Below are 24,288 nucleotides of genomic sequence, written 5' to 3'. Positions count from 1 at the left end.
CTTTACTTTACATGAATTCAAATAGCGCATCACCTTACAACTATGACCAAAAGAAAGAACATCGCCATTATGGGAGCCGGATTGGTTGGCTCGCTGCTGTCTCTGTACCTGGCTAAGCGTGGCCATAAGGTAGATGTGTACGAACGCCGCCCCGATATGCGCAAAGTAACTCTGGATGGAGGCCGTTCTATAAACCTGGCGCTGAGCGATAGAGGCTGGCGTGCCCTGCGCGGCATTGGCATAGAGGAAGATGTACGCAAAGTGGCTATACCCATGCACGGCCGCATAATGCACGACGAGCAAGGAAACCTTACTTTTCAGCCTTACGGTAAAGAGGGGCAGTCTATTTACTCGGTGTCCAGAGGAGGGTTAAATGCTGCCTTAATGAACCTATCGGAACCGAATGAGGATATAACTTACCATTTTAATAGGCAGGCTTTAGATGTGAACTTGCGCGAGAATGAGGTACAGCTCCGCAACATAGAAACTGATGAAGTAGAAACTATAAATCCTGATCTGCTTTTTGGGGCAGATGGAGCTTACTCGGTGGTGCGTGGGGCTATGCAGAAGACAGAGCGCTTTAACTACTCTCAAACCTACCTAGAATATGGCTATAAAGAGCTTACTATACCAGCTGCGCCTGATGGTGGGTGGCTACTCGAGAAAAATGCCCTGCACATCTGGCCACGCGGCAACTACATGATGATAGCCTTACCAAACATAGATGGGAGCTTTACCTGTACTTTGTTCTTCCCTTATGAGGGAGAGCGTTCTTTTGGCTCCATCAAAAACGACACAGATCTGCTTAACTTTTTTCTGGAGGTGTTTCCGGATGCTATACCTTTGATGCCAAACCTGGCAGAGGATTATTTTTCGAACCCGATTGGCTCGCTGGTGACCATAAAGTGTTTTCCGTGGAGCCACGATGGTAAATCGATGTTGATTGGCGACGCCTGCCATGCGGTAGTGCCATTTTATGGCCAGGGTATGAATGCCGGTTTCGAAGATATTTACGTGCTGGACCAAATGCTGGAGAATTTTGACGGCGAAAGCTGGGAAGAATTGTTTGAGGCTTTTGAGCGCAGCCGTAAGCCAAATGCCGATGCCATTGCCGACCTCGCTGTGATGAACTTTATCGAAATGCGCGATAAAGTGGCAGATCCACGTTTTCTGCTTCGCAAGAAAATAGAGACCAAAATATCAGAGCAATTCCCAGATAAGTGGATACCGCTGTACTCTATGGTTACCTTCACTGACTTTCCGTATTCTTACGCGCTCGAAACCGGCCAGAACCAAGACAGTATCATGAAGAAGGTAATGAAGCACATCCAAAGTATAGATGATTACAACAAGCCTGAAGTGCAGCAGCTATTACAGGAGCAATTAGTGCACAAAGAAAAGCTAAAGCGTTATACCGGAGAGGCGTCGGAGATAAGAAAGTAGAAAATTCAAGAATCTAACCACCGTTTGTGCGCCTGTAGTAGTAGAAGTTAAAGAGCCATCAGCACCAGAGGAGGTTCCATCCTAACTACCCTTTACAAATACATTAGCCCCGATAACAGGTTGGCCTTTGGTATCTAGCACCTGCCATACGTCCTGCATTAATGTGTTGTTTTTGGACTTGTAACAGCAGCGGAGCCAGCCAGAAGGTAATCAGAATATCTGTATAAATTCTTTTCATAGTTGTTTCGCTTAAGTTTCGACTCAACGGTGTGCAGGCTGTTAAAATTTAGACCTGACGAACTGTAGAATAGGGTGAATGACCTGTAGGAATAGCTTACAGGAGATACCTTATACTGTGCGAACGCTAAAACAAACTGCTGCCCATAAGAGTATAACCTTATCGAGAACTGGACAAAAACAGTCCAATTTCATTATTCACATCTAATTTTTTAATCCTGAATTGTATGAATATCCTGAATAAGAAAGTTAAAGGGATTGCTATTGCTATACTTTTTTTAGGCGCATGTGCCGTTACTGATACAGCGATGGCGCAGAAGAAAGACAAAAAGCAGAAAACGCAGCAGCAAACAGAAACACAGACGCAACAACAGCCACCTCAGATGCAGCAGCAAACGCAGCAGGGTACCAACTTCTCTGATGGTGAACTAAAACAGTTTGCCGAGGCTAGTGCCCGCCTGATGGAGGTGCAGAAAAGCGGTGAGCAGAAAATGATGAAGATACTGGAAGAAGAAAAGCTGGGTGTAGATAAATTTAACGAAATGGCACAGGCACACCAGCAGCAGAAGCTAGCAGAGGCTAATGCCACACCAGAAGAGATGGCTGCTTTTAACAAGGCGGCTCAGCGCATGATGGAAATGCAGCCTGAAATGCAGAAAGAAGTAGAAACTGCTATACAAAAAGACGGTATGACGTTAGAGAAGTATGAGCAGATTATGGTCGCTTACCGCCAGGACCAAGCCCTGCAGGAGAGAATCAACAAAATGATGATGCAATAACACTTCTGATTTCCTTTAAACAAAAAGCCCGCCACATCAGCGGGCTTTTTGTTACAGCAATTTCTTCCTCATGGCTGCCTGTAGGTACAGTGACTGCTGCTGAAGCAAACCAGCTGTTTTCCCGATTGTACTTCGGAATAACTCTGTAAAGTAGCTCGCATACTTAACCTCTATAACTTTATGTAGGAAGTATGAAACACCGATAGCTGCAAGAAAAACTAAAGAGCAAACCAATAGCTTATTCTGTTCAGTTGCCAACTTTGAGATAACAATGTATCCGATGTGGCTATGTATAAGATATAGTGGATAAGTAAGGGTGCCCAGTTCCGATGATTTAAATAAGCGCAGATTTGAGCCCCACTTAGAGTTAAGTATAAGGAAGAAAACAAAGAAAGAAGTTACTAGCAGTGCTATAACCAAGCCGGAGTACTCCCGGCTATTATTTAAAGCTGCAGGCTGTATGGCACTATCGTAAACGCACAGGGCGTAGGCTGCTGTTAACGATAGTACTGCCTGTACCGTGAGTTTTTCCTTTATAATAGCAAAAATAGCCCCTGCTGCGAAAAAGCAATAGAATTGCCCTACAAAAGGTAAGCTATCAAATCCTGCTAGCAGTGAGCCAATTATTAGCCAAGGCCAGAGCAAAAACGCTGTTTCCAGTTTATGTTGTAAACCCAAAAGTATAAATATGAAAACCAGTATGTAGAACTTTAGCTCTAGTGCAAGCGTCCAATAAACCCCATCAACAAGGTCATACCCTAAAAAGCGAGGCATCATTGTGAGGTTAGCAAGTACCTGTGAGGGTGTTACAGCCATTTTAGGGCCTCCCCAAGCCAAGGCAAAGAAAGATGTAATCAAAACTGCAAACCAGAATAGGGGGTATAGCCTTGCAGCTCTGGAAACTGCAAACTGGCTTGCTGTTCTGTTACGTGCAGAATAAAAAATAACATATCCGCTTATCATAAAGAACAACTGCACACCAAAGTAACCATACTTTGTTATTTCGCTTAATTCCTCGTTAAGGCTGATAGAGGTTATCTTGCCATTTTCTATACCATCGTAAGTATAATGAAACAGCACTACACATAATGCAGCAAAAAATCTACCGTAGTCTAACAGTTCGAGTCGCTTCATCAGATATAAAATTTATATAGAACTATACTTACATGTATTGTATTATTTTGTTTTAAAATATAAATAAAAATTATTCAGCTTTCTTTGTTTAATGTTGTTTAGGCTCTTATTTGCGTCTGAGAAATAAATTGTTTCTGTAACTATAGATTAAAACAGAAAAGGCCCGCTGTTGTAGCGGGCCTTTTCTGTTTTGGGATTTCAGTTTAGTTACTGCTCTTGTGCTCCTGTTGGCTCTTGGCCGTGCGCAAACTCTACGATCCGGAAGGTTCTGTTGCGGCGGTCGTAGTAGCCGTAGTGTAGTTTATCGCCGTAACGGTATACTGTTTTCAGTTCTGGCTCTGGCTTTAACTCCTGCTCATAAGATTCTACTTTATCCTGCAGCACAACCGGCTCTTTGCCTTCTTCGGCTGTAACCTTCATTAAACCATCTGCCGTGATCACAGATCTGAAGTAGGTGCTGATTCCCGGACCAGCTGGTAATCCGCTTCTCTGCCCGTAAGGGTCGTAGAAGAAACGGCTGTAGTACGGTGAGTTCAGGTAATAGCTCGGAATATTATAAGCCGGCACCCAACGCCCTGGTAGCATCATCAGTCCACGAGATGTCTGCACATAGCGGTCTGGTGTGCGTACCATACGGTTCCTGTCCTGGAATGGATCGTTGGTGCGGCTATCCGGTGCTTTGTAAGAGCCAATGGTAAGTTGCAGCGTGCTGTCGGCATACGTATCTACAGTAATTGCCGGAATACCACTAGCCAGATTCTTCATCACCTTAGATGTTTTCTCGATCACAGTATTATCCGGTGAGAACAAGCCCTTAGCGCCACGCTGATAAACTGGCGTAGACTTAATGGTAATTTCCTCATCGCCGGTATAGCTATACTCTTTTATAGGCTGCAGCGTGTTAAAGTCGTAGGCGGCTAGGTTAAACTTATCTTTTTCCATGTTCACGCGGAAAAGCGTGTTTTTGTACAGAAAAGAGTTAAATGTTGGCATGTTACGCTGCTCAATTGCCGGTAAGGTGCGATACGAGGTGGTACCAGAGTTCCAATCCAGTGTCAGTATCTCGGTGGTAGCCTCTTTGCTGCTTTTGCCTTTAAGAGAGAAACCATCAAAAATCATATGAATCTTATCGCCGCCGGAGTAAATTTTACTGCGGTGATAGCCGGTAAAAACATTGTGCTGCATATCCGGATGCACATAAATCATATCTGATTCACGGGCATGGCGATCGCGGGTGCGTGGCATTTCCTCTGATTTAAATATTTTACGCTCCAGGTGCGCCACATCAGCATCAGAGTCGCGGTACAGGTGCAGGTTGCTGTCTTTATCAGTATAGAGCATGTAAAAGTGCTCCTTATCGCCAAAACCACCTACAAAAGTCACGTTACGCTCTAACTCCATCTGCTCGTCCTGCATGCTTCTAAAAGCGCCAGTTTCACGGTTTATGGCAAACGGACGCAGGTATTCGCGACGGCCGTTTACATAACGGGTGTAGAACACAAACTCATCATCTGTAACTCGAGTACCTAGCAGCTGTGGCTCCTGCGAAAACCGGTAAGGTATCTGGTGTTTAGCCAGCTGCTTGCCGTCGGGGGAGAGCAGCGCAAAATTTAGCTCACGGTTTTGGTAAAAGTAAATGCAGACGTTGCCGTTATCATCAGCGAGGGTAACCAAATCCTCGGCGCGGTTCATAGGCAACTCTATAGTGGCAAACTCCTGCTGGGCATTGGCAGCAAACGCTGTTACACCAGCCAGAAGTATACTTAAGAATAATTTACGCATAGTATAAAAACTTGAGAATTATACTTATACATGTAGCAAATTTCTAGCCAAAGTACATGATTTTAGCAGGTAAGGGCAAGATTCTTTTAGTTAGCAATTTCTGCTTTAAAAGAAAAATCAAAGTTTGAGGATGTTGTTTAGGCAATGCCTAACTGTGCAATCAACAAGAGGCAAAATAAGAAGGAGTAGCACTTATTCCTAGCACAGTGAAGTAAAGGTTAAATATAGCTTAAAAGATTAGAGGTAAAATGCTCGGCATTAAAAAGCCCGACCAAATTATGGCCGGGCTTATCTGTAAGTATAGATCTTAAAACTCTGCGTTCTGCGGTGTTCTCGGGAAAGGAATCACGTCGCGGATGTTACCCATGCCTGTTACAAACTGTACCATGCGCTCAAAGCCTAAACCGAAACCAGCATGCGGACAGCCACCAAAACGGCGGGTGTCTAAATACCACCACAGGTCCTCTTCGTGAATGCCTACGCCCTTCATGCGCTCTACCAGTATATCTAAACGCTCTTCACGCTGCGAACCGCCTACAATTTCGCCAATGCCAGGGGCAAGTATGTCCATGGCGGCAACGGTTTTGCCGTCGTCGTTCAGGCGCATGTAAAACGCTTTAATATCTTTTGGATAATCTGTTACAATTACTGGTTTCTTAAAGTGCTTCTCTACCAGGTAACGCTCGTGTTCGCTCTGCAAGTCTATACCCCAGCTTACTTCGTACTGGAACTTCTTTTTCTTGTAGTGATTAGAGTTCAGCAGGATGTCGATTGCCTCGGTGTAAGTTACCCGCTCAAAGTCGTTGTTTACTACAAACTCCAGTTTCTCCAGCAGCGTCATTTCCTGGCGTTCATTCTGCGGTTTGCTCTTATCTTCATCAGTTAAGCGCTGGCCTAGGAACTCGATATCCTCCCGGTTATTCTCCAGCGCGTAGCGGATGATGTATTTGATAAACTCCTCAGCCAGGTCAGCGTTCATTTTCAGATCGTAGAAAGCCATTTCGGGCTCAATCATCCAGAACTCGGCCAGGTGGCGCGTAGTGTTAGAGTTTTCGGCACGGAATGTCGGGCCAAAAGTATAAATATCACTAAAGGCCATAGCCGCCAACTCACCTTCAAGCTGGCCAGATACTGTTAGGTTGGTAGCCTTTCCGAAGAAATCCTCTTCATAATTTACCTGACCGTCTTCTGTCCGTGGTGGGTTGATTGGGTCTAACGTTGTTACACGGAACATCTCACCGGCACCCTCTGCGTCAGAAGCTGTAATGATTGGCGTGTGCATGTATACAAAGCCCTTTTCGTTAAAGAACCTATGCACAGCAAAAGCCAACGAGTTACGAACTCTGAAAACAGCGCCAAACGTGTTGGTGCGGAAGCGCAGGTGTGCGATTTCACGTAAAAACTCCAGCGAGTGTGCCTTCTTTTGAAGCGGGTATGTTTCTGGGTCGGCTTTGCCTAGTACCTCTATGCTTGTAGCTTGTACTTCAAAGGCCTGGCCTTTGCCCTGAGAGGCAACCAAAATACCGGTTACGGCAATGGCAGCACCAGTGGTAACGTCTTTCAGAGTCTCTTCGCTAAACTTTTCGGCTTCGGCCACTACCTGCAAATTATTTATCGTAGAACCGTCGTTCACGGCGATAAAATTCACAAACTTATTCCCGCGCTTTGTGCGCACCCAGCCTTTAAGTAGTACCTCCTGGTCTACTGCGGCACCCTGTAGCAGTTCTTTTACTTTTGTGCGTTGCATGTGTAATGGTTATGTTGCCTGAATCAAAGGCACAAAATATCTTATAAAGTATAAACTTACAATGGATTATAGATAAAATAACCAAGGTAGACTATATATAAATCTGGCAGCACGTATAATTTTGCCAGCTAGTAGAGTTATACTTTTAAATCATCTGTGCCTTTGCACGAAGCGTTTTATCAAAAATCCCTCAAAGTAACGATATTTTAACCTTTTTTGTAAATGAGAGTAAAATTATCCTAAATTTGAAGTAGCGGTAAAGCGCACCCATACATTCTCCATAAAACTATGCAGCGACTCGATTTAAGACAGCTTTTATCTCAGAAGTTATCGCCGCAGCAGATACAATTTATCAAGCTGCTGCAGATACCTACTGCTGAGCTGGAGATGCGCATAAAAGAAGAGCTGGAGGTAAACCCTGCCCTGGAAGAAGGTCGTGAAGAGCCTGTTGATGAGTATAGCAGCGAGTCTGATGATTATGAAGACGACTATAGCAAGGATGATGACCTTGATATAAACGACTACCTAAACGACGACGAGATAAGCGGTTATAAAATGCAGGGCGACCGTGGCGGCGATGACGAAGAAGACCGTGAGATGCCAATCGCCATGACCTCTACGCTGACCGACTCGCTGATGGACCAGCTAGGCTTTCTGGACCTGGACGACAAGCAGTACAGCATAGGCATGCAGCTGATCGGAAGTATAGACAGCGACGGCTACATACGCCGTGAACTAAGTTCTATTGCCAATGACCTGGCTTTTTCGCAGAATATCGAAACAAGTGAAGAAGAGATAGAGCAGGTACTGCACCTGGTTCAGACTTTCGATCCGGCCGGTATTGGCGCACGCGATCTGCCGGAGTGCCTGTTGCTGCAGCTAGAGCGCCGTGAGCAGGATGAAATAACTATACTTGCCGAGCGCATCATCCGTGATACCTTTGATGAGTTTACCAAGAAGCACTACACTAAAATCCAAAGTAAATTCAGTGTTACAGAGGAGGAGCTGAAAAAAGCTATCGACCTGATCATAAAGCTTAATCCAAAGCCAGGTGGGGCAGGTACGGGAACCACACGCATACAATACATTATCCCGGATTTTATACTTACCAACACCAACGGGGAGCTGGAGTTGTCGCTTAACGCGCGTAATGCCCCTGATCTGCGCATTAGCCGCTCTTACGCCGATATGTTTGATGCTTATGACAAATCGGACAAGAAGGATAAGAAACTAAAGGAGACTGTGGCTTTTGTGAAGCAGAAGCTAGACGCAGCCAAATGGTTTATAGACGCCATCCGCCAACGGCAGAACACGCTGCTGCGCACTATGGAGGCCATCATCAAATACCAGCACGATTTCTTTTTAGAGGGTGATGAAAGTCTGTTGCGCCCTATGATCCTAAAAGATATTGCCGAAGAAATCGGTATGGATATATCTACAGTAAGTCGTGTGGCCAACAGCAAAGCCGTACAAACAGAATTTGGTATTTATCCGCTTAAGTACTTTTTCTCAGAGGGCATTGCCACCGACTCCGGCGAAGATGCCAGCAGCCGTGAGGTAAAGCACATTCTCAAAGAAATCATCGACAACGAGAATAAGCGCAAGCCACTCTCTGACGAGAAAATTGAAAAAATGCTGAACGATAAAGGGTATAATATTGCCCGCCGTACCGTTGCCAAGTACAGGGAGCAGCTAAATATACCTGTAGCCCGCCTGCGTAAAGAACTTTAATTTAATTGTTGATTGTTAAGTTGTTAACTGTTTAAACGCTTTTAAACTCTCTAACTCTCTACCTTTTTAACTCTTTAACTCTCTAACTGTAAGTGAACCGTTTTCTGGCGCAGGTGCTGTCTGTAGTGTTTCACCCGCTGCTTCTGCCTACCTACCTCTTTGCTTTTATACTTTACTACATGCCTACGGCCATGCTTACACTGCCATGGGAAAACCGCTGGGTAATATTAAGTATGGTTGTAATATCTACGTTTGTAGTGCCGGGGTTAGGGGCCTATACTATGGTGAGGATGGGCCAACTGGACTCGCTGGAGATGGATAAGCGGGAACAGCGTGGCCTGCCTTTGCTGTTTACAGGCGTTTGCTATGCCACTACTGCCTACCTGCTTTATAAAACCTCAGCCCTGGATGCGATCTTCTTTTTTATAATGGGGTTAATTGCTGCCTCTGTTTTTCTGACATACATTGTTTCGCTGTTCTGGAAAGTGAGCGCACATGCAGTGGGTATGGGTGGAGCTTTGGGGTTGCTGTTGGTGCTTAACCGCCTGATGCCCGATGGATCTGTAACAATGGCGATTATCGCAGTAGTTGTACTTAGCGGAGCAGTACTTTCGGCGAGGCTTAGATTAAATGCTCATACGCCGGCACAGGTATACGTAGGGTATGGCGCTGGTCTGTTGCTTACCATTGTTATAGCTTATATAGCTTACTAAAAAAGCAGCAGGCGCTCTGTTTTCGGGAGCGCCTGCTGCTTTTTCAAAGTTTAGCTTATTGCTTTACTACTCTTCTGGTTACACTGGCGTTGTTATCGTCTGCGATTCTAACCATATAAATACCCGCCGGTAATTTGCTGATATCTACGCTGGTAGTTGCTGGCAGCTTGTTAAGCTCGTATACTTTTTGGCCAGTAATGCTGTAGATGTTTAGTGTAGCATTACGTACTTTAGCAGCATCTAAGGAGATGCGCAGCGCGCCCTGTGTTGGGTTAGGGTATACTTCCGTTGCCTGGGCCAGCACATCGTCGGCAGCACTAGTGATTGTGATGTTTATGAAGTCTGAATAAGTAAATCGCTCTACATTTACAAAGGCATTAGTACCTGCATCAAACTCCTGAACAACAATTTGAGTTATCTCTCCGCTTGATCCTCTAGTAACCGTTGCTTTCTCTTCAGTGCTGCGTACCCAGTTCCCATTTACATATTCTTCTTCTAGATAAGCTACATAAGGCACTGTTACATATACCTCGCCGGAGGTAAGATAAGTAGTGGTTGTTCTCAGGCTAGGCGTTGTTGTGCTGCCCACTACTTCTGATACTGTTTCTACGACGGTGCGAGTTTGGTTTGCAGCATTCTGGCTGTATGTTAAGGTATAATTATACTTGTTCCATACACTATTCTGCGCATCAAACTCCTCATAGATATAGCTTTTTCTATCGTTGGTACTGCCTTCGTAAGTTATTTCAGTCTCTCTTTCTACTTCTACCCAATTTGGATCCTGCCTTTCAAAAGTGGTGATACTTGTTGGTCTGTTATCGCTGCCGGTGTAGCCGTAAGTTATGCGCTCAGCCAGTACCCAACCATTGGTAGGTGCCTGGGGGTTAGTTGAATTGATCTCTGTTATAGTCTCAGTAACCCGGTTGTTGGTATATGTATGGTTGCTGCGCTCTCCAATTGCCAGGGCCCAGGCGTTACCATCCCAACCGTAGATACCAAAAGACTTTATTAGTTCACCTTCAAGTTCTATGGTTATTCTAGAGCTGTTTACCCAAGCGCTGCCATTCCACTCCTTAACAATTAGTTCGGTTGGTGTACCTTGGCTATCGTATGTGTAAATATATTGAGCAGAGTTGGTGTTTGAGGGTAACTCAATTTCGGTAACAGTTTCAAGTAAGCCTCGGTTATTGTAAGTATAGTCAATCCGCACATCGTCCTGCCACTGAGTGCCTGTCCAGGTAGACATAACTTCTCTTTGTGGCACCCTCACAGTTTGAGCTATTGATGCAAAGCGGGCATCTTTGGCTCCTGCTATCTTTTGTGCACGCTCCAGTGCCGCTTTAAAAACAGCATTTTGAGACGGATGAGTTATTTTTTGAGCCTGTAGGCCCGGGTGCAGCAGAACTGCCGCTGCAAAAAGCAGAAGTGTAAAAACTTTTTTCATAGTAATATTATAGTTTATAGGTTTGGTAGCTAACTAAGTATACGCAAGTATACCTTTGATTATCAATGGTAAACTAATGATAATCAAGGCAAATATAAGCAGGGTTAGTATAGGTTGTATAACATATTAGTAAAATTATTTTAATTTTTAATATAACATTAGCTATATGATGGTATGGCAAGCAATATCTTGCCATAAGCCACTGATTTATTAACTTTGGCTAAGATAACTAAAGACTAAAGTATGACTTACGAGTGTTTACTATATGAGGTGCAGAATGGTGTTGCTACCATTACCCTTAACAGACCTGATGTTTTTAACGCCTTTAACGACCAGCAAAGCTACGACTTGCAGGATGCCCTGAAACAGGTATCCCGCGATGAGCAGGTGCGTGTGGTGGTACTGACGGGAGCAGGAAAGGCCTTCTGTTCTGGCCAAGACCTAAAAGCCATAGCAAGTGCCAGCAAACGCGATTTGTCCGAATCGTTGGAGAAGCGGTATAACCCTATTATACGTGCCATGCGCAACCTGCCTAAGCCTATTATCTGTAAGCTGAACGGTGTGGCTGCAGGTGCCGGCTGCTCTCTTGCACTAGCCTGCGACATGGTAGTGGCCTCTACAGCGGCAAGTATGATTGAAGTTTTTGTAAATGTAGGCTTGGTACTAGATTCTGGTTCATCTTTCTTTCTGCCGCGCGTGGTAGGCTCCCTAAAAGCATTCGAGTTAAGTACCCTAGGCTCAAAAGTATCGGCTGAAGAGGCGCTGCAATTAGGTATGGTAAATAAAGTAGTGGCCCCTGAAGAGTTAGATGCTGCTGTAGCGGAACTGGCTGCACGTTATGCCGCCGGACCTACCAAAGCTATTGGTCTGATGAAAAAAATGCTGAACAAGTCGTTTAATTCTACGCTGGATGAGATGCTGGACTATGAGGCTTATTGCCAGAAAATAGCAGGCAACTCAGCAGATTATAAAGAGGGAGTTACAGCCTTTAATGAGAAAAGAAAGCCCCAGTTTAAGGGTGCCTGATCTAAATACTACCATAATTCAAAGCCGACCTTAGTGTCGGCTTTTTTTATTACTAAATAATTCTGCCGTTCCACCATCAATGCGATGTGTTTTGCTTTGTAAATGCCATACTTACAAATACTTAATCTGCTATTTTTATACTTTTTGCCTAAATTATAAGTATAATAACCCCTTTAAGTGTACTATTATGAAAAAGAATTTATACCTTCTTTTACTGCTGATGAGCCTTGTTTTCCTGGTTGCTCCTGCCAAAGCCCAGAACTGCAGCGATTATATGCTGTTTAACAATAATGCACAATATGAAATTCTTACTTATAACGGTAAGGATAAGCTTATGAGCAAGGCTACTTACCAGGTGTCTGATGTTAACAAGAATAACGATAAGGTAGAAGCTACTATTAAAACCAAAGTATACGATAACAAAGATAAGCTTAGCTCGGAAGGTGAGTTTACAGTTGGTTGCGACGGAGGCACTGTATCTATGGACATGAGTTCTATGATGAGTTCTGATATGATGGAGGCCTACAAGAACATGGAGGTAACCATGGAAGGTGATAAAATGCTGTACCCAAGTAACCTGACTGCTGGCCAGAAGCTAGAAGATGGCGTAATGACGGTAACTGTTAAAGATAAAAGCAGCGGACAAGTTATGAGCACCATGGTGATGAAGGTAATGGACCGCACAGTAGAAGGAAAAGAAAGTATAAAAGTGCCGGCCGGAACCTATGATAGCTACAAAATTAAGCAGAGTACGGAAATGGAAAACCGTGCAATGGGCATAAAGATGCCGGGCATGCGTGTGCAAACCATAGAGTATTATGTACCCAATATAGGTATGGTTCGCTCAGAAAGTTACCGTAATGGTAAGCTAGTTTCTTATAGTGTATTGAGCAAGGCAAGCAAATAAGCACATACCTCATAAAACAAGTGCCGGCCATACTTTTAAAAGTATGGCCGGCACTTGTTTTATGAGGTATGTGCAGTTAAAATTAACGCAATTGTATAATTCTCTTCCTGCCGTTTAAGGTTACCTCCGCAACTTTGTCGCAAGGCTCACCACCAACAGGGTCGTAGTTTACCGAAAGCGTTCCGCCACGCTCGTTGGTGATAGTAAGTATACCGGATATAAAGTTTCTGGCGCATCCAAAGCTAAGTGCTTTTTTAAGTGGCTGCTCAATCTTAGCAGTATAGGCAATTCCCCTGCGGTTCACCCCAGACGACTCTCCTGTAATAAGCCATACATCGTCTGAGATACGAGGCGTATCATGGCCTGCAATTTTTTCTACTACACGGTTTGCTTGCCAGGTAGCGGTTACGCCTTGTGGCGTTGTTATACTTGCACCAGTTACTACCACGCTAACTTTCCTGTTTCCTAAGTTAGTTTTAACCTTGGTGCCTTGTATTTTATTGTCGCTTACAAAATAATTATGAGGCGTAATGGTTACCGAAGAACCTACCGCTCCAAATGCGCCGCTGAACACTGCTACAATTTTTCCACGGCGCATTAAGCCATCGCGGCAAACGCAGTTTTTATCTCCAAAATCGATGGTAAGGGTGCGTGTGTCTTTGTTATAAGAAGTGGTAGCACAAGTAGGTAAACTTTCTGCTGTGGCCATACTTCCGGCCAACAAAGGCTCCGCGGCAGAGGCATCTTCTACAAAAGAGTCTACAGAGGTTAGCTCGTTTTCTGCAAGCGCATTGTCTTCAGCCGACTCTACTTCAATGGCAGCCTGAGTGTCATCTTGTTTTTGGCAAGCTGTAATGGCTAACATGCTTCCCAGCAACACCAGCGATATAAAGTTGAAAGATAGTTTCTTCATGATAGTTTACTTAGTGTGTATAACGTTTAGATGAGCACGATATTTAAAAGTTAAATCTTATATTCAAAAATAGTTATACACACAGCAACTGTTAAAAAGAATAGCCAACTGAGAAATTAAACAGCGGGAGGGGCATCAGGAAAACAGCAGAATTTCTTTCAGCGACAACTGCGTGCCCAATTATATTTTCGGTGAGCAACTCATCTGCGCCAACAGAACGGGCATATTTTACACGGCCACCCAAGCCTGCTCCAAGTTCTGTCGTAAAATGTCTACCTAATTTAAACTGCCACCCTATCTGGTATGCCAGATCCAGGGAGTTTTGGTATAGCCTGCCCACAAACCGGTAATTGGGATCTGAAGGAGGGAGATCCTGCAGTCCAAACACATTTTCTTTAAAGATGAGCAACTGGTAGCCGAACACCGGGCCATGGTAGAAGCCAAAAGGCGATTGTCTTTTTTTAGAAGTATAATGGCGCTGGCTCATGCGCACTCCAAAGCCGTTTACTTTTTCCTCCTCAGGTAAGAAGCCAGAGTTCTTAAAATATGCTCTGTAAATGTAGCTCAACCCCAATTCATTGGCCACCCTCGAAGATCTAAGCTTTTCAAAAGCAAAGCTGATGCGATCGATGTCGAGAGGCCTGAGCTTAAGTATCCTGTCATGATCCGGGTTAATTGCGTTGTCTTCTATGTTCTGAGGCTCCTCTTCATACAGCTGCGCCTGTGCTGTGTTAACGGATAATAGCAGCACCCCTGCCACAAAAACCAGTTGGAAGAGTATTTTAAAGTAAGTCATAAGCGTAATATAAATATCAGGCACTGAAAGATTTACCCTCAGTTATAAATACTTAGCCTACGTTAGGCGTACGCCTTGTGTTGAGGCATGTACTAAACGGTAGTTCTAAGCAGAAAACGTAAATTGGAACAGAACAAGCATAGTTTTATAACTCAGTTAGATATAGGGCGTATATTCAAATCAAAGTTCTATATATCTAAAAGAAAACAATTTAAAACTATGAAAAAAATTGCATCAACAGGGCTTTTCTTAGCTGCATTGATATTTGGTGTAGCTTCCTGTAACCAACAACAAGGTGCCGTAGAAGAGGCTCAGGAAACAAACGAGCAAATGGCCGAAGGCACTGAGATGGAAGATCAGATGACAGAGCAGTCTGACTTTATGACCAAGGCAGCCAGCACTGGCATGTTAGAGGTAGAAGCAGGTAAACTGGCGCAGGAGAAAGCGCAAAACCAGGAAGTGAAGAACTATGGCCAGATGATGGTAACAGACCATACTGACGCAAATAGTAAGCTTATGTCGTTGGCGCAGCAAAAGAACGTTATGGTACCCGATAGCATGAGCCAGGATCATATGGACCAGATGCAGAACCTGCGCGATAAGACTGGTGCAGATTTCGACAAAGCTTACATGGACCTGATGGTGAGTTCTCATGAAGAAGCTGTCAGTCTGTTTGAGGATGCCTCTAATAACATACAAGATGCCGAGATTCAAAACTTTGCAAACACTACACTACCTAAGCTACGCCAGCACCACGAAAGGGCACAGCAGCTTAAAGGAGTAGTTGATAAAAATTAAATGTATACTTATATTGCATTACATTAATATGATATAATTAAAGCATCTGTAAGGTATACTTGCAGATGCTTTATACTTCAAAGCAAAACGCATGAAAAAGCTTATTCTTAGCTTGGTGCCAGCTGGTATTTTGTTTTTGGCCACTGCCTGTGGCCCCGGCGACAGTATAGAACAGGCAACGGAGCAAAGTATGCAGCAGTTTGAGGCAGCTGGTATACAGAACATGAAAAACGATGCCTTATTTGCAGCAGAGGCCGCCAGTGCTAACATGCTGCAGGTACAGCTAAGCGAAGTAGCCTTAAACAAAGGTGTAAGCCCTGAGGTTAAAAGTTTTGCGCAGCGAACAGAACATGCACATACCCAAATGGGGAATGAGTTGCAAGATGCGGCAAGGCAGGCAAACATAGTGTTGCCACAGGAACTGGGGTCAAACCATCAAGACATATATAACCGAGTATCTGAAAAAGAAGGGATTGCTTTCGATATTGAATTTATCCGGACAATGCTGGACCTGCACAAAGATTTGCTGAAGCGCTACGATGACATTGCCGAGAACGGCACCAGCATGGAAGTAAAGCAATATGCTTCGCGGCAGCTGCCTGTGTTGCGCCAACACACCGAAGCAGCTGAACGCCTGAATGATAAAGTAGAATAAACGAAAAGGGCAGCCATCTATACTATGGCTGCCCTTTTCGTTTATTCTTAGCTTATAACTTACGCATTTCCGTTTTCCCGGTAGTGGCTGGTTGCCAACTCATCTTTCAGGAAGCGCGAAGTATATCCTTTTTTTACTTTGGCTACCTCCTCAGGTGTGCCGGCGGCAACAATAGTACCGCCACCTTCGCCACCTTCAGGCCCAATGTCAATAATCCAGTCTGCTATCTTTATAAGGTCGAGGTTATGCTCAATGATGAGTACACTGTTGCCCTTATCAGCCAGCTTATGCAGTACCTCTGTCAGATGCTCAATATCCTGGAAGTGAAGACCAGTAGTTGGCTCATCTAAAATGTATAGCGTTTTGCCAGTATCTTTCTTAGAAAGCTCTGTTGCCAGCTTTACTCGCTGCGCCTCACCACCTGATAGTGTTGTCGCCTGCTGACCTAGAGTAATGTATCCTAAGCCCACCTCGTTCAGTGTCTGGATTTTACGTAGGATACGTGGCTGGCTTTCGAAGAACTCTACAGCCTGCTCCACGGTCATATCCAGCACATCGGTTATACTTTTGCCTTTAAAGCGTACCTCCAGCGTTTCGCGGTTGTAGCGTTTGCCTTTACATACTTCGCATGGCACATATACATCCGGCAAGAAGTTCATTTCAATGGTACGCATACCGGCTCCTTCGCAGGCTTCGCAGCGGCCACCTTTTACGTTAAACGAGAAACGGCCTGGGGTATAACCCCTGATCTTGGCTTCCGGCAGTTGTGCAAACAGCGTACGTATATCAGTAAACACACCTGTATAGGTAGCGGGGTTAGAGCGTGGTGTACGGCCAATCGGTGACTGGTCTACCTCAATTACCTTATCCAGGTGCTCCAGGCCTTCTATACTTTTGTAGGGTAGCGGCTCGCGTTTAGCCCTGAAGAAATGTGTATTCAGGATAGGGTACAGCGTATCGTGTATCAGGGATGATTTACCACTGCCAGAAACGCCTGTTACGCAAACCATCTTGCCCAGCGGCAGCTCCAGTGTTACGTTCTTCAGGTTATGGCCAGTTGCTCCTTTTAGTGCCAACTTCTCACCGTTACCGGGGCGTTTCTCGCGTGGTATCTCAATACCACGGCGGTTGCTCAGGAAATCGGCTGTGGTCGTGCCAGCTTGCATCATCTGCTCCGGCGTACCGGCTGTAACTACCTGGCCACCATGTATACCTGCACCCGGGCCAATATCCACCACGTAATCCGATTGCAGGATCATGTCTTTGTCGTGCTCTACAACTATAATGGAGTTACCCAAGTCGCGCAGGTCTTGCAGGGCTTTTATAAGTCGTTCATTGTCGCGCTGGTGCAGGCCTATACTTGGCTCATCCATAATGTAAAGCACACCCACCAGCTGCGTACCAATCTGAGTAGCCAAACGTATACGCTGGCTTTCCCCGCCTGAAAGTGTTTTTACAGGGCGGTGCAGGCTCAGGTAATCTAGGCCTACATCCAGCAAGAAGCCAATACGTTTACGGATCTCCTTCAGCAGTTCACGCGCAATTACATTCTGGCGTTCACTCAGGCGGTCTTCTAATCCTTCGAACCAGGCAGCCAGTTTTGTAATATCCAGTACCGATAGCTCCCCAATATTCTTTCCGTCTATCTTAAAGTGGAGCGATTCTTTCTTAAGCCTGTGGCCGTTACATTCCGGGCAGGTATTGGTCTGTGTAAAGTCTTCTACCCAGCTTCGTATGTTATCAGAATCAGACTCCATCTGGTTCTTCAGGAAGTTGATGATGCCCTCAAACTCTACAATGTAGCTGCCTTTTTTAGTATTTACCTCCAGGTCTTCTTCCAACCCATATAGTAGCACCTTCAGCACATCCTCTGGTAAGTCTTTTATCGGCGTAGACACCGATACCTTAAAATACTTGAAAAGCGCCTCTATTTGCTTAAAAATCCAGATATCGCGGTACTCACCTAATGGTGCTATACCACCGCGGCGTATACTTAAATCCTTATCTGGTATAACCGATTCTTCAGTGATCTCCTGTATCTCGCCGAGGCCATTACATACTGGGCAGGCACCGTAAGGCGAGTTAAATGAGAAAGAGTTAGGAGCTGGATCATCGTAGGCAATGCCTGTGGCTGGGTCCATGAGGTGGCGCGAGAAGAAGTGTGTCTTATCTGCATCCACATCAAGTATAAGGGTTGTGCCTTTGCCGTGCGTCAGCGCATTTTGTATAGAGCTGGACAAACGGAAACGGTCCTCTTCCTTCACCACAATCTTATCGATCACAATCTCGATATCGTGAATCTTGTAGCGGTCTACCTGCATTTTTGGTGTAATCTCCAGAAGTTCACCATCTACACGGGCACGGATAAAGCCCATTTTTCGGATCTGCTGGAACAATTCACGGTAGTGCCCCTTACGGCCTTTTACCACCGGTGCCAGTACTACAATGCGCTTGCCGTCAAAGTTATCGAGTATATGACTTACGATCTGGTCATCGCTTTGGCGCACCATTTTATCGCCGGTTACATAGCTAAATGCCTCTGCGGTACGTGCCCATAGCAAACGCATAAAGTCATATATTTCGGTGATGGTACCTACGGTAGAACGCGGGTTACGGCTGGTGGTTTTCTGCTCAATAGAGATTACCGGAGATAGCCCCTCAATCTTATCTACATTAGGTCTTTCGAGGCCACCCATAAAGCTGCGGGCATAGGCCGAAAAAGTTTCCATGTAGCGGCGCTGCCCTTCGGCATAAATCGTGTCAAAAGCCAGCGAGGACTTGCCCGAGCCACTAATGCCGGTAAACACCACTAGCTGGTAGCGCGGAAGCTTAATTGAAATGTTTTTGAGATTGTGTTCACGGGCACCGTATACTTCAATCTGCTGCGCATCGCCATTTATACTTTGAGGTTGCGCGTTAATTGCTGTGCCTGTTAAAGCAGTTTGTTGCTCTTGGTTGAGATCCATTCAGGATAAGTGGTTTTAAATCGCAATTTACAAAAATGCAAGGGTTTTACAGCAGCAAAACCCTAACCACTCTTAACAGCAAATACAGCTAATTGGTTTACCTTTTGCTAACTAAAGTAGCAGCAGGAGCTTAATCTATATTGCCAAAGGAGCTAGCCTGCTTTTCGTGTAGCTCTTCGTGGTATTTACTGGTGTGTGTGTAGTCTTCGCGCTGGCGCTTTATAAGCTGCTGCTTCTGAAAGTACCTGTAAAAGCTGTACAAAGTAAGTGCTGTTCCAATAGTCATCATAACAACTCCCATTGCTTCCATGTACACGTGCTGCGATAGTTTAAGCGCAGCAAAACCTCCGCCGGCAAAGGCAAGTGCGGTACGCAGATACGCCATTAAAGTACGCTCGTTGGCAAAAATGGTACGCTGTATAGCCATCTGATCACGAATCTCAGCATTTTTTTTCTCCTGTCGCTTTAACTTCTTCTTTAGCTTTTTTATCTCTGCTTTTTCCTGATCCAGCATAACGTGATATTTGTGGAGAGATGAATTGTACGAAAGCTTAAAAGAATAAGATAAGATTTGCATCAAAGCAAATTAAATGCTGTTGCCGCCATCGTTATAGCTTTTTTCAGCATTGTGAGCCTTAGCATGTTCGTGACTGGTGGGGCTGTAGCTCTGGTGGTGACCTTCAATTAGCCTCTGTTTGTTTCTGTATCTTATAAAGCTATAGATGCCCAGAACAATGCCGAAGGGTATAAGAATGCTGCCAATTATTTCCAGATACAGGTCGTCAGAGAATTTAATGGCTACAAAGCCTCCTACAGTTACAGTCATGGCAGTGCGCAGGTAAGCCATTAAAGTGCGCTCATTGGCGAAAATGGTGCGCTGGGTTGCCATCTGATCACGTATTTCTGCATTCTTCTTCTCCTGTATCTTTAGCTTCTTTTTCAGCTTCTTGATTTTCTCTTTATCAGGATTAAGCATTGTGTTCAGGTAAAAATGAAGGCATCTATACTTTTTTAAGTTAATGTACTCTCAGATACTTATTACTTGGTCTAGCTTTTCCGGCTTAGTATTGCTCTCAGGTTCATAAGTAAAGTATACGTCTGCCAAACTGAAGCGGATTAAGCCTAAAAAACTACTTCGAGGGAGCCTTTGTAGGTGCGGCCAGTAGCTGGGTGGGTAAGGTGGTAAAAGTATACGCCAGTGCCGGCAGCGGCAGGCGGTGCCCAATCGTTTCTGTAGTTAGTAGTGCGGTATACTTCTTTGCCCCAACGGTTAAACAGGCGCAGGTCCCAGTTATCCTCGGTCAGGCCGTGTATAAAAAATACATCATTCAGGCCGTCGCCGTTCGGAGTGATGATGTTAGGTATAAACAGACCTCCGATACAGTCTTTAAATCGCACTATTATTTCGTCGTTTGCCTCGCAGTGCTGGTTGTAGGCACTTAATTTATAGATGCCGGGTTTTGTAACTTTATACTTTGCATTGGTGCTGCCATCCTGCCATTTATACTTAACGTCGCCTGGTAATTCCTTCCCAATCTCCAACGTGTCGCCGAAGCAGAGGGTAGTATCATTGCCTAGAAAAATAGTAGGGCGCTCCAGATAAGGTACCCAGATTTCGTCACGCACAGTGCAGCCTTGCTCATTGGTTACCTCTACCCAATATCTGCCGCTTTGCTTTACTGTAAATGTCGGGCCTTTAGTGCCATCCTGCCACACGTAAGTTGAATTGGGAAAGGTGGCATTTAATAGAAGCGTTTCATTGGTACAAAGGGTGGTGTCTTGGCCGAGGTTGATTTCAGGTAGTGGTAAATAGCTGATGTGAACGGAGCCAGTGGCACTGCAGCCTTTGCTGTTAGTAAGTGTAACGGCGTAAGTTCCGGGAGACCGTACAGTAAAAGTAGGAGCCGTAGAGCCATCCTGCCATTTATAGGACATGCCGGGTTGGGTAGCATCCAGGGTGATTGTGGTGTTGGCACAAATAGCTCTGTCAGAGCCAAGGTTTACAACAGGTAGGTCGTTATACTTTATGTTGATTTCGTCAGCTACCGTACAGCCCTCGGCGCTTGTTACCTCTACACTATAAGTTCCAGCTTGGTTAACGCTAAAAGTTGATTTTGTAGAGCCATCTTGCCAACGGTAGGTAGCGCCTTGGTTAAAAGCACTCAGTTCCAGTACATCGCCTTGACACAATTCTTTACCTGGCCCCAGATTCACAGTAGGCAAAGGCAGTTGCGAGATTTTAGTTTCTGCGCGGGTGGTGCAGTTGCCAACAGTAACATCTACCCAATAGTTACCGGGTGTGGACGTGGTAATGGTAGGAGAGGTGCTGCCGTTGCTCCATCTGTAAACTGCATCCGGTGTAGTGGCATCTAAGGTTACCGCTGTACCCGGACAAACTTTTCGTTCTGGTCCTAGATTAACTATCGGTGGGGCCTTTATTTCAAAAGTGATAGAGTAAGTTTCTATCTTATTATTTATATGGCGGGTAAAGGTAACGGTATATTTTCCGGGGGCGCTGAAGTTGTGGCTGGTGCTCAGGGTGCTGGCGTTATTATCTGCTCCTGAGGCGGGGTCACCGAAGTCCCACTGCATAAAATCAGGTTGTTCAGTGGCAGGTGCATCAAAAGCGAAATTGCTGGGTTGGCCGAAGCAGTTAATAGTATACTTTACTTCATAAGAAAAATTAAAAGTGCTCTGCACAAAGGCAGGAAGTCCTAAAGCACTGGTTTTCCCGTTCAAATAGATTGCCTTATCTAGATAATTGCAAGCCGAGCCCGAAGCATTGGGATCATTTATTACTCCCAGATGTGCGCTGGCAGGCCGGGCAAAATATATTTTATTATCAGGGGCTAATTGTAGGCTAGCACCTATGTAATTCAGTTGTGTATCAAGATTAGCCTGGCCAACAATTGTTTTAGATGCATTTATAGTAGCCTCATTACTAGAGGTAAGGTCATACTGGTAAATTCTTGTGCCGGAATTAGTACTCACATAAAGTTTAGAGTTGTCTGGAGAGAACTCTACGCCATAGGGGTTTTCTAAGGCGTTTAAAGTTATTGCACCCGGAGATCCGTGCAACGGGTAAATATTTAGTCCCGAATCTTCAGAATTGAAAGGAAACAGCCGTACCGTATTTGTGTTTCGATGCGTAGCGGCTAACCATTTGCTATTCGGCGAAAACTTCATGCAGCTCATCCCACTAAATGGATCTAATGATACAGGAAAGAATTTGTTGTCTAGTTCGTTTGTAACTCTTGTGCTTATGCCCACTCCATCTTCAGTAATAAGAAAGCTCCTAAAGTTGCTGGTGCCAAAGTGCTGCGACATAACCCATACATCACGCTTATTCTGATGATGTGTAGCCGTCAGTCGCTCAGAAGTGGGGGCATAGAGCGGGATGTTTTTTACTGTTACTTCGCCTAAACCACCTGCTTGGGTTATATCTATAATAGAATATCGTAATCCATTACTTCCTCCGGCGGCATCTGTGGTAAAAAGATAATAAATGTGCGATTTACCAGGGTTCTGAATAATAATACAAGCCTGCGCTGAATTAGGACTCCCCATTAGCCCAGTGCCATTTGCCATGATCTGATGCTGCCTGTTCCAAACACTTGCGCCGTCAGAGTAGAAGAGAAGCTTGCCAGAGGCATCGGCTACGGAGGCTGTACCTTCAAAAGCATCAAAGGCACCATCGGTAAGCACTTTAGGAGTTCCGGAATTAAAATCAAGGCCTGCTCCATTGCCGAAATACCAAACGTTGTTTTCCTTCTGCGCCTGCGCTGGCACCTGGAGCAAAAAGGTGATCAGAAGTATAAGAAAAGACCATTTGCAGCAGACTGTAAGTCGATACCCAAGCGCCATAATTTTAGATTAAGCTGTATTATCCAGGATGATGTAAATATAGGTATAAATACATGATGGCTAGGGAGTGGAAAATAGTTTTTTAGTGAAAGAGAATAGCCTTTACCGCTCCGGCAAAGGCTATGCATTAAGTTTATTTAGATAGTTATTTTATACTTACTCCTTTTGCATCCTCTAGCCGTGCCATAATGCCCCATCCATTTGCTCTGGATGCTAAGGCTACGAGTACTGTATTCTGCCCTTTTTTGAGCGGCAGATAAACAGCATTGGTGCGGAGGCTTTTGTCTATCTCGCCTCGGTACAAATTGTTTTTAGCCCTGAAGCTATTGTCGCCGAAGTATACAGGATGGCCGTTTACGAGCACGTGCGCTTTGTTGCTGTACTCAAAGTATAACTTCTTTGTCTGGGCCTTATCTGAATTTATTTCCAGCTTTACCCATACCATGTCGTCAGTATTGCTCTCGAAAGCCTCCGCTTCTTGCTTGCTGCGGAACTGAGCAATGTTCAGAAGACCTTGCGCGTCAGTGGAAAGAGTTTCCCACTTCAGCTGTTGCTGGTTAGGCCATACTTCAGTTTGCACATCCTTTACCAGAAACGGCTGCGACACCTGCCACTTATTGATGATATTAGCCGGTACATCGGTGGAAGCTGTTTTGGTAGGGGCTGTGGCCGGATCTAATGGAGTAAAGTTGAAGTTGCTGAAATATGCTCCATTTAGGGTCCAGAGGCCGAACTTGCCGCCCTTGCTGCCCAGGCGCAGGTTTGGGATCACCATAGCAGGAGTATCGGAGTGGTCTAAGTATACTTTTGCCATAGCGCCTTGCACCACTATTTTAAGGTGTATCCACTCGCCGGGTTTAAATACCTGCCTTGCCTGGTGCTCTGCATACAGCTGCCACGAACTGCTGCCGTTAAAAACAGGGGTATACTGCAGCGCGTCTGGCTGCCCCGACTTGCCTTGCCGGATGTAGATCTCCTCGTAGTTGTTTTTGCCATCGTGCCGGAAGATAATGCCGGCCATGCCACGTGCTGGGTCGGGGGCAACGTCTACCTCCAGTATGCCGTCCTGCATTTCAGCCTCCTTGTAAAGCAGGTGTCCGCGCTGCAGGTGCAGGCTTTCCTGCCCCAGGTGCTTCTCTACTTTAACCTTCTCCCCATCCGATGCCCAATTACCGGAGTTAAATGAAAATTCTCCTTCGCTGGCCAGCGCTGCCGCGCTGATGGCCATGCTCCACACGAAAATAAATAGCTTTTTCATAGTTTATACTTTGTACTAGTGCTGTAATAGCAGTTTATACTTGTAACTGCACACTACAAAGGTCTGCTAAAATATGGCTTGGCAACAGGTCGTTT

The 24,288-nt window shown here is 45.0% G+C and carries 19 protein-coding genes; 8 read left to right on the top strand and 11 right to left on the bottom strand.

The window, feature by feature from the left end; translation table 11 throughout:
* The first annotated feature begins 42 nt into the window (after positions 1 to 42).
* Both WG943_RS04710 and WG943_RS04705 read left to right on the top strand, forming a co-directional pair.
* Positions 43 to 1,443: an FAD-dependent oxidoreductase gene (locus tag WG943_RS04710; protein WP_340407094.1), complete on the top strand. Its 1,401-nt coding sequence runs from the start codon at positions 43 to 45 to the stop codon at positions 1,441 to 1,443.
* Between the two features lie 464 nt (positions 1,444 to 1,907).
* Positions 1,908 to 2,459 carry a DUF4168 domain-containing protein gene (locus tag WG943_RS04705; RefSeq protein ID WP_340407092.1) on the top strand — a complete coding sequence of 184 codons (552 nt, stop codon included), beginning with the start codon at positions 1,908 to 1,910 and terminating at the stop codon, positions 2,457 to 2,459.
* A 51-nt stretch (positions 2,460 to 2,510) separates the two neighbouring features.
* Here the strand turns inward: WG943_RS04705 and WG943_RS04700 are convergent, their stop codons facing one another.
* The 3 genes from WG943_RS04700 to asnS all read right to left on the bottom strand — a co-directional run bounded on the left by WG943_RS04700 (position 2,511) and on the right by asnS (position 7,122).
* Positions 2,511 to 3,593 carry an acyltransferase family protein gene (locus tag WG943_RS04700; RefSeq protein ID WP_340407091.1) on the bottom strand — a complete coding sequence of 361 codons (1,083 nt, stop codon included), beginning with the start codon at positions 3,591 to 3,593 and terminating at the stop codon, positions 2,511 to 2,513.
* A gap of 207 nt (positions 3,594 to 3,800) precedes the next feature.
* Entirely contained in the window at positions 3,801 to 5,375 is a 1,575-nt protein-coding gene (locus WG943_RS04695; protein WP_340407089.1) for a hypothetical protein, read from the bottom strand.
* Positions 5,376 to 5,682: 307 nt separating this feature from the next.
* Positions 5,683 to 7,122 (bottom strand): asparagine--tRNA ligase, encoded by a 1,440-nt coding sequence (gene asnS, locus WG943_RS04690; protein ID WP_340407087.1) that lies wholly within the window; start codon positions 7,120 to 7,122, stop codon positions 5,683 to 5,685.
* A 288-nt stretch (positions 7,123 to 7,410) separates the two neighbouring features.
* Here asnS and rpoN point away from each other — a divergent pair, with 288 nt between their 5' ends.
* Positions 7,411 to 8,853, top strand: a complete 1,443-nt coding sequence (gene rpoN / locus WG943_RS04685) for an RNA polymerase factor sigma-54 (RefSeq protein ID WP_340407086.1) — start codon at positions 7,411 to 7,413, stop codon at positions 8,851 to 8,853.
* Positions 8,854 to 8,945: 92 nt separating this feature from the next.
* Positions 8,946 to 9,566: a hypothetical protein gene (locus WG943_RS04680; RefSeq protein WP_340407084.1), complete on the top strand. Its 621-nt coding sequence runs from the start codon at positions 8,946 to 8,948 to the stop codon at positions 9,564 to 9,566.
* Between the two features lie 55 nt (positions 9,567 to 9,621).
* On the opposite strand, the gene WG943_RS04675 is transcribed toward WG943_RS04680, so the two are convergent.
* Positions 9,622 to 11,010: a T9SS type A sorting domain-containing protein gene (locus tag WG943_RS04675; protein ID WP_340407083.1), complete on the bottom strand. Its 1,389-nt coding sequence runs from the start codon at positions 11,008 to 11,010 to the stop codon at positions 9,622 to 9,624.
* A gap of 243 nt (positions 11,011 to 11,253) precedes the next feature.
* Here WG943_RS04675 and WG943_RS04670 point away from each other — a divergent pair, with 243 nt between their 5' ends.
* Both WG943_RS04670 and WG943_RS04665 read left to right on the top strand, forming a co-directional pair.
* Positions 11,254 to 12,036 (top strand): enoyl-CoA hydratase-related protein, encoded by a 783-nt coding sequence (locus WG943_RS04670; RefSeq protein WP_340407082.1) that lies wholly within the window; start codon positions 11,254 to 11,256, stop codon positions 12,034 to 12,036.
* A gap of 187 nt (positions 12,037 to 12,223) precedes the next feature.
* The gene (locus WG943_RS04665; RefSeq protein WP_340407080.1) at positions 12,224 to 12,943 is read left to right on the top strand and encodes a TapB family protein; all 720 of its coding nucleotides are present in this window, start codon (positions 12,224 to 12,226) and stop codon (positions 12,941 to 12,943) included.
* Positions 12,944 to 13,025: 82 nt separating this feature from the next.
* On the opposite strand, the gene WG943_RS04660 is transcribed toward WG943_RS04665, so the two are convergent.
* Complete coding sequence (locus WG943_RS04660) at positions 13,026 to 13,856, bottom strand: hypothetical protein (RefSeq protein ID WP_340407078.1); 831 nt, start codon at positions 13,854 to 13,856, stop codon at positions 13,026 to 13,028.
* 91 nt (positions 13,857 to 13,947) lie between these two features.
* The gene (locus tag WG943_RS04655; protein ID WP_340407077.1) at positions 13,948 to 14,652 is read right to left on the bottom strand and encodes an ABC transporter ATP-binding protein; all 705 of its coding nucleotides are present in this window, start codon (positions 14,650 to 14,652) and stop codon (positions 13,948 to 13,950) included.
* Between the two features lie 219 nt (positions 14,653 to 14,871).
* Here WG943_RS04655 and WG943_RS04650 point away from each other — a divergent pair, with 219 nt between their 5' ends.
* Positions 14,872 to 15,450 carry a DUF4142 domain-containing protein gene (locus WG943_RS04650; RefSeq protein WP_340407076.1) on the top strand — a complete coding sequence of 193 codons (579 nt, stop codon included), beginning with the start codon at positions 14,872 to 14,874 and terminating at the stop codon, positions 15,448 to 15,450.
* A gap of 91 nt (positions 15,451 to 15,541) precedes the next feature.
* A complete protein-coding gene (locus WG943_RS04645) occupies positions 15,542 to 16,105 on the top strand; it encodes a DUF4142 domain-containing protein (protein WP_340407075.1) in 564 nt (187 codons plus the stop codon).
* A 59-nt stretch (positions 16,106 to 16,164) separates the two neighbouring features.
* Here the strand turns inward: WG943_RS04645 and uvrA are convergent, their stop codons facing one another.
* The 5 genes from uvrA to WG943_RS04620 all read right to left on the bottom strand — a co-directional run bounded on the left by uvrA (position 16,165) and on the right by WG943_RS04620 (position 24,193).
* Positions 16,165 to 19,071 (bottom strand): excinuclease ABC subunit UvrA, encoded by a 2,907-nt coding sequence (uvrA, locus tag WG943_RS04640; protein WP_340407074.1) that lies wholly within the window; start codon positions 19,069 to 19,071, stop codon positions 16,165 to 16,167.
* A 130-nt stretch (positions 19,072 to 19,201) separates the two neighbouring features.
* A complete protein-coding gene (locus WG943_RS04635) occupies positions 19,202 to 19,585 on the bottom strand; it encodes a YidH family protein (RefSeq protein WP_340407073.1) in 384 nt (127 codons plus the stop codon).
* A gap of 72 nt (positions 19,586 to 19,657) precedes the next feature.
* Complete coding sequence (locus tag WG943_RS04630) at positions 19,658 to 20,047, bottom strand: YidH family protein (RefSeq protein ID WP_340407071.1); 390 nt, start codon at positions 20,045 to 20,047, stop codon at positions 19,658 to 19,660.
* Positions 20,048 to 20,193: 146 nt separating this feature from the next.
* A complete protein-coding gene (locus WG943_RS04625) occupies positions 20,194 to 22,935 on the bottom strand; it encodes a T9SS type B sorting domain-containing protein (RefSeq protein WP_340407070.1) in 2,742 nt (913 codons plus the stop codon).
* Between the two features lie 145 nt (positions 22,936 to 23,080).
* Complete coding sequence (locus WG943_RS04620; RefSeq protein WP_340407069.1) at positions 23,081 to 24,193, bottom strand: family 16 glycoside hydrolase; 1,113 nt, start codon at positions 24,191 to 24,193, stop codon at positions 23,081 to 23,083.
* Positions 24,194 to 24,288: the final 95 nt, after the last annotated feature.

It is taken from the genome of Pontibacter sp. H249, from assembly GCF_037892465.1.
In the GTDB taxonomy this organism is placed as follows: Bacteria; Bacteroidota; Bacteroidia; order Cytophagales; family Hymenobacteraceae; genus Pontibacter.
This window is presented reverse-complemented; position numbering and strand designations above follow the sequence as displayed.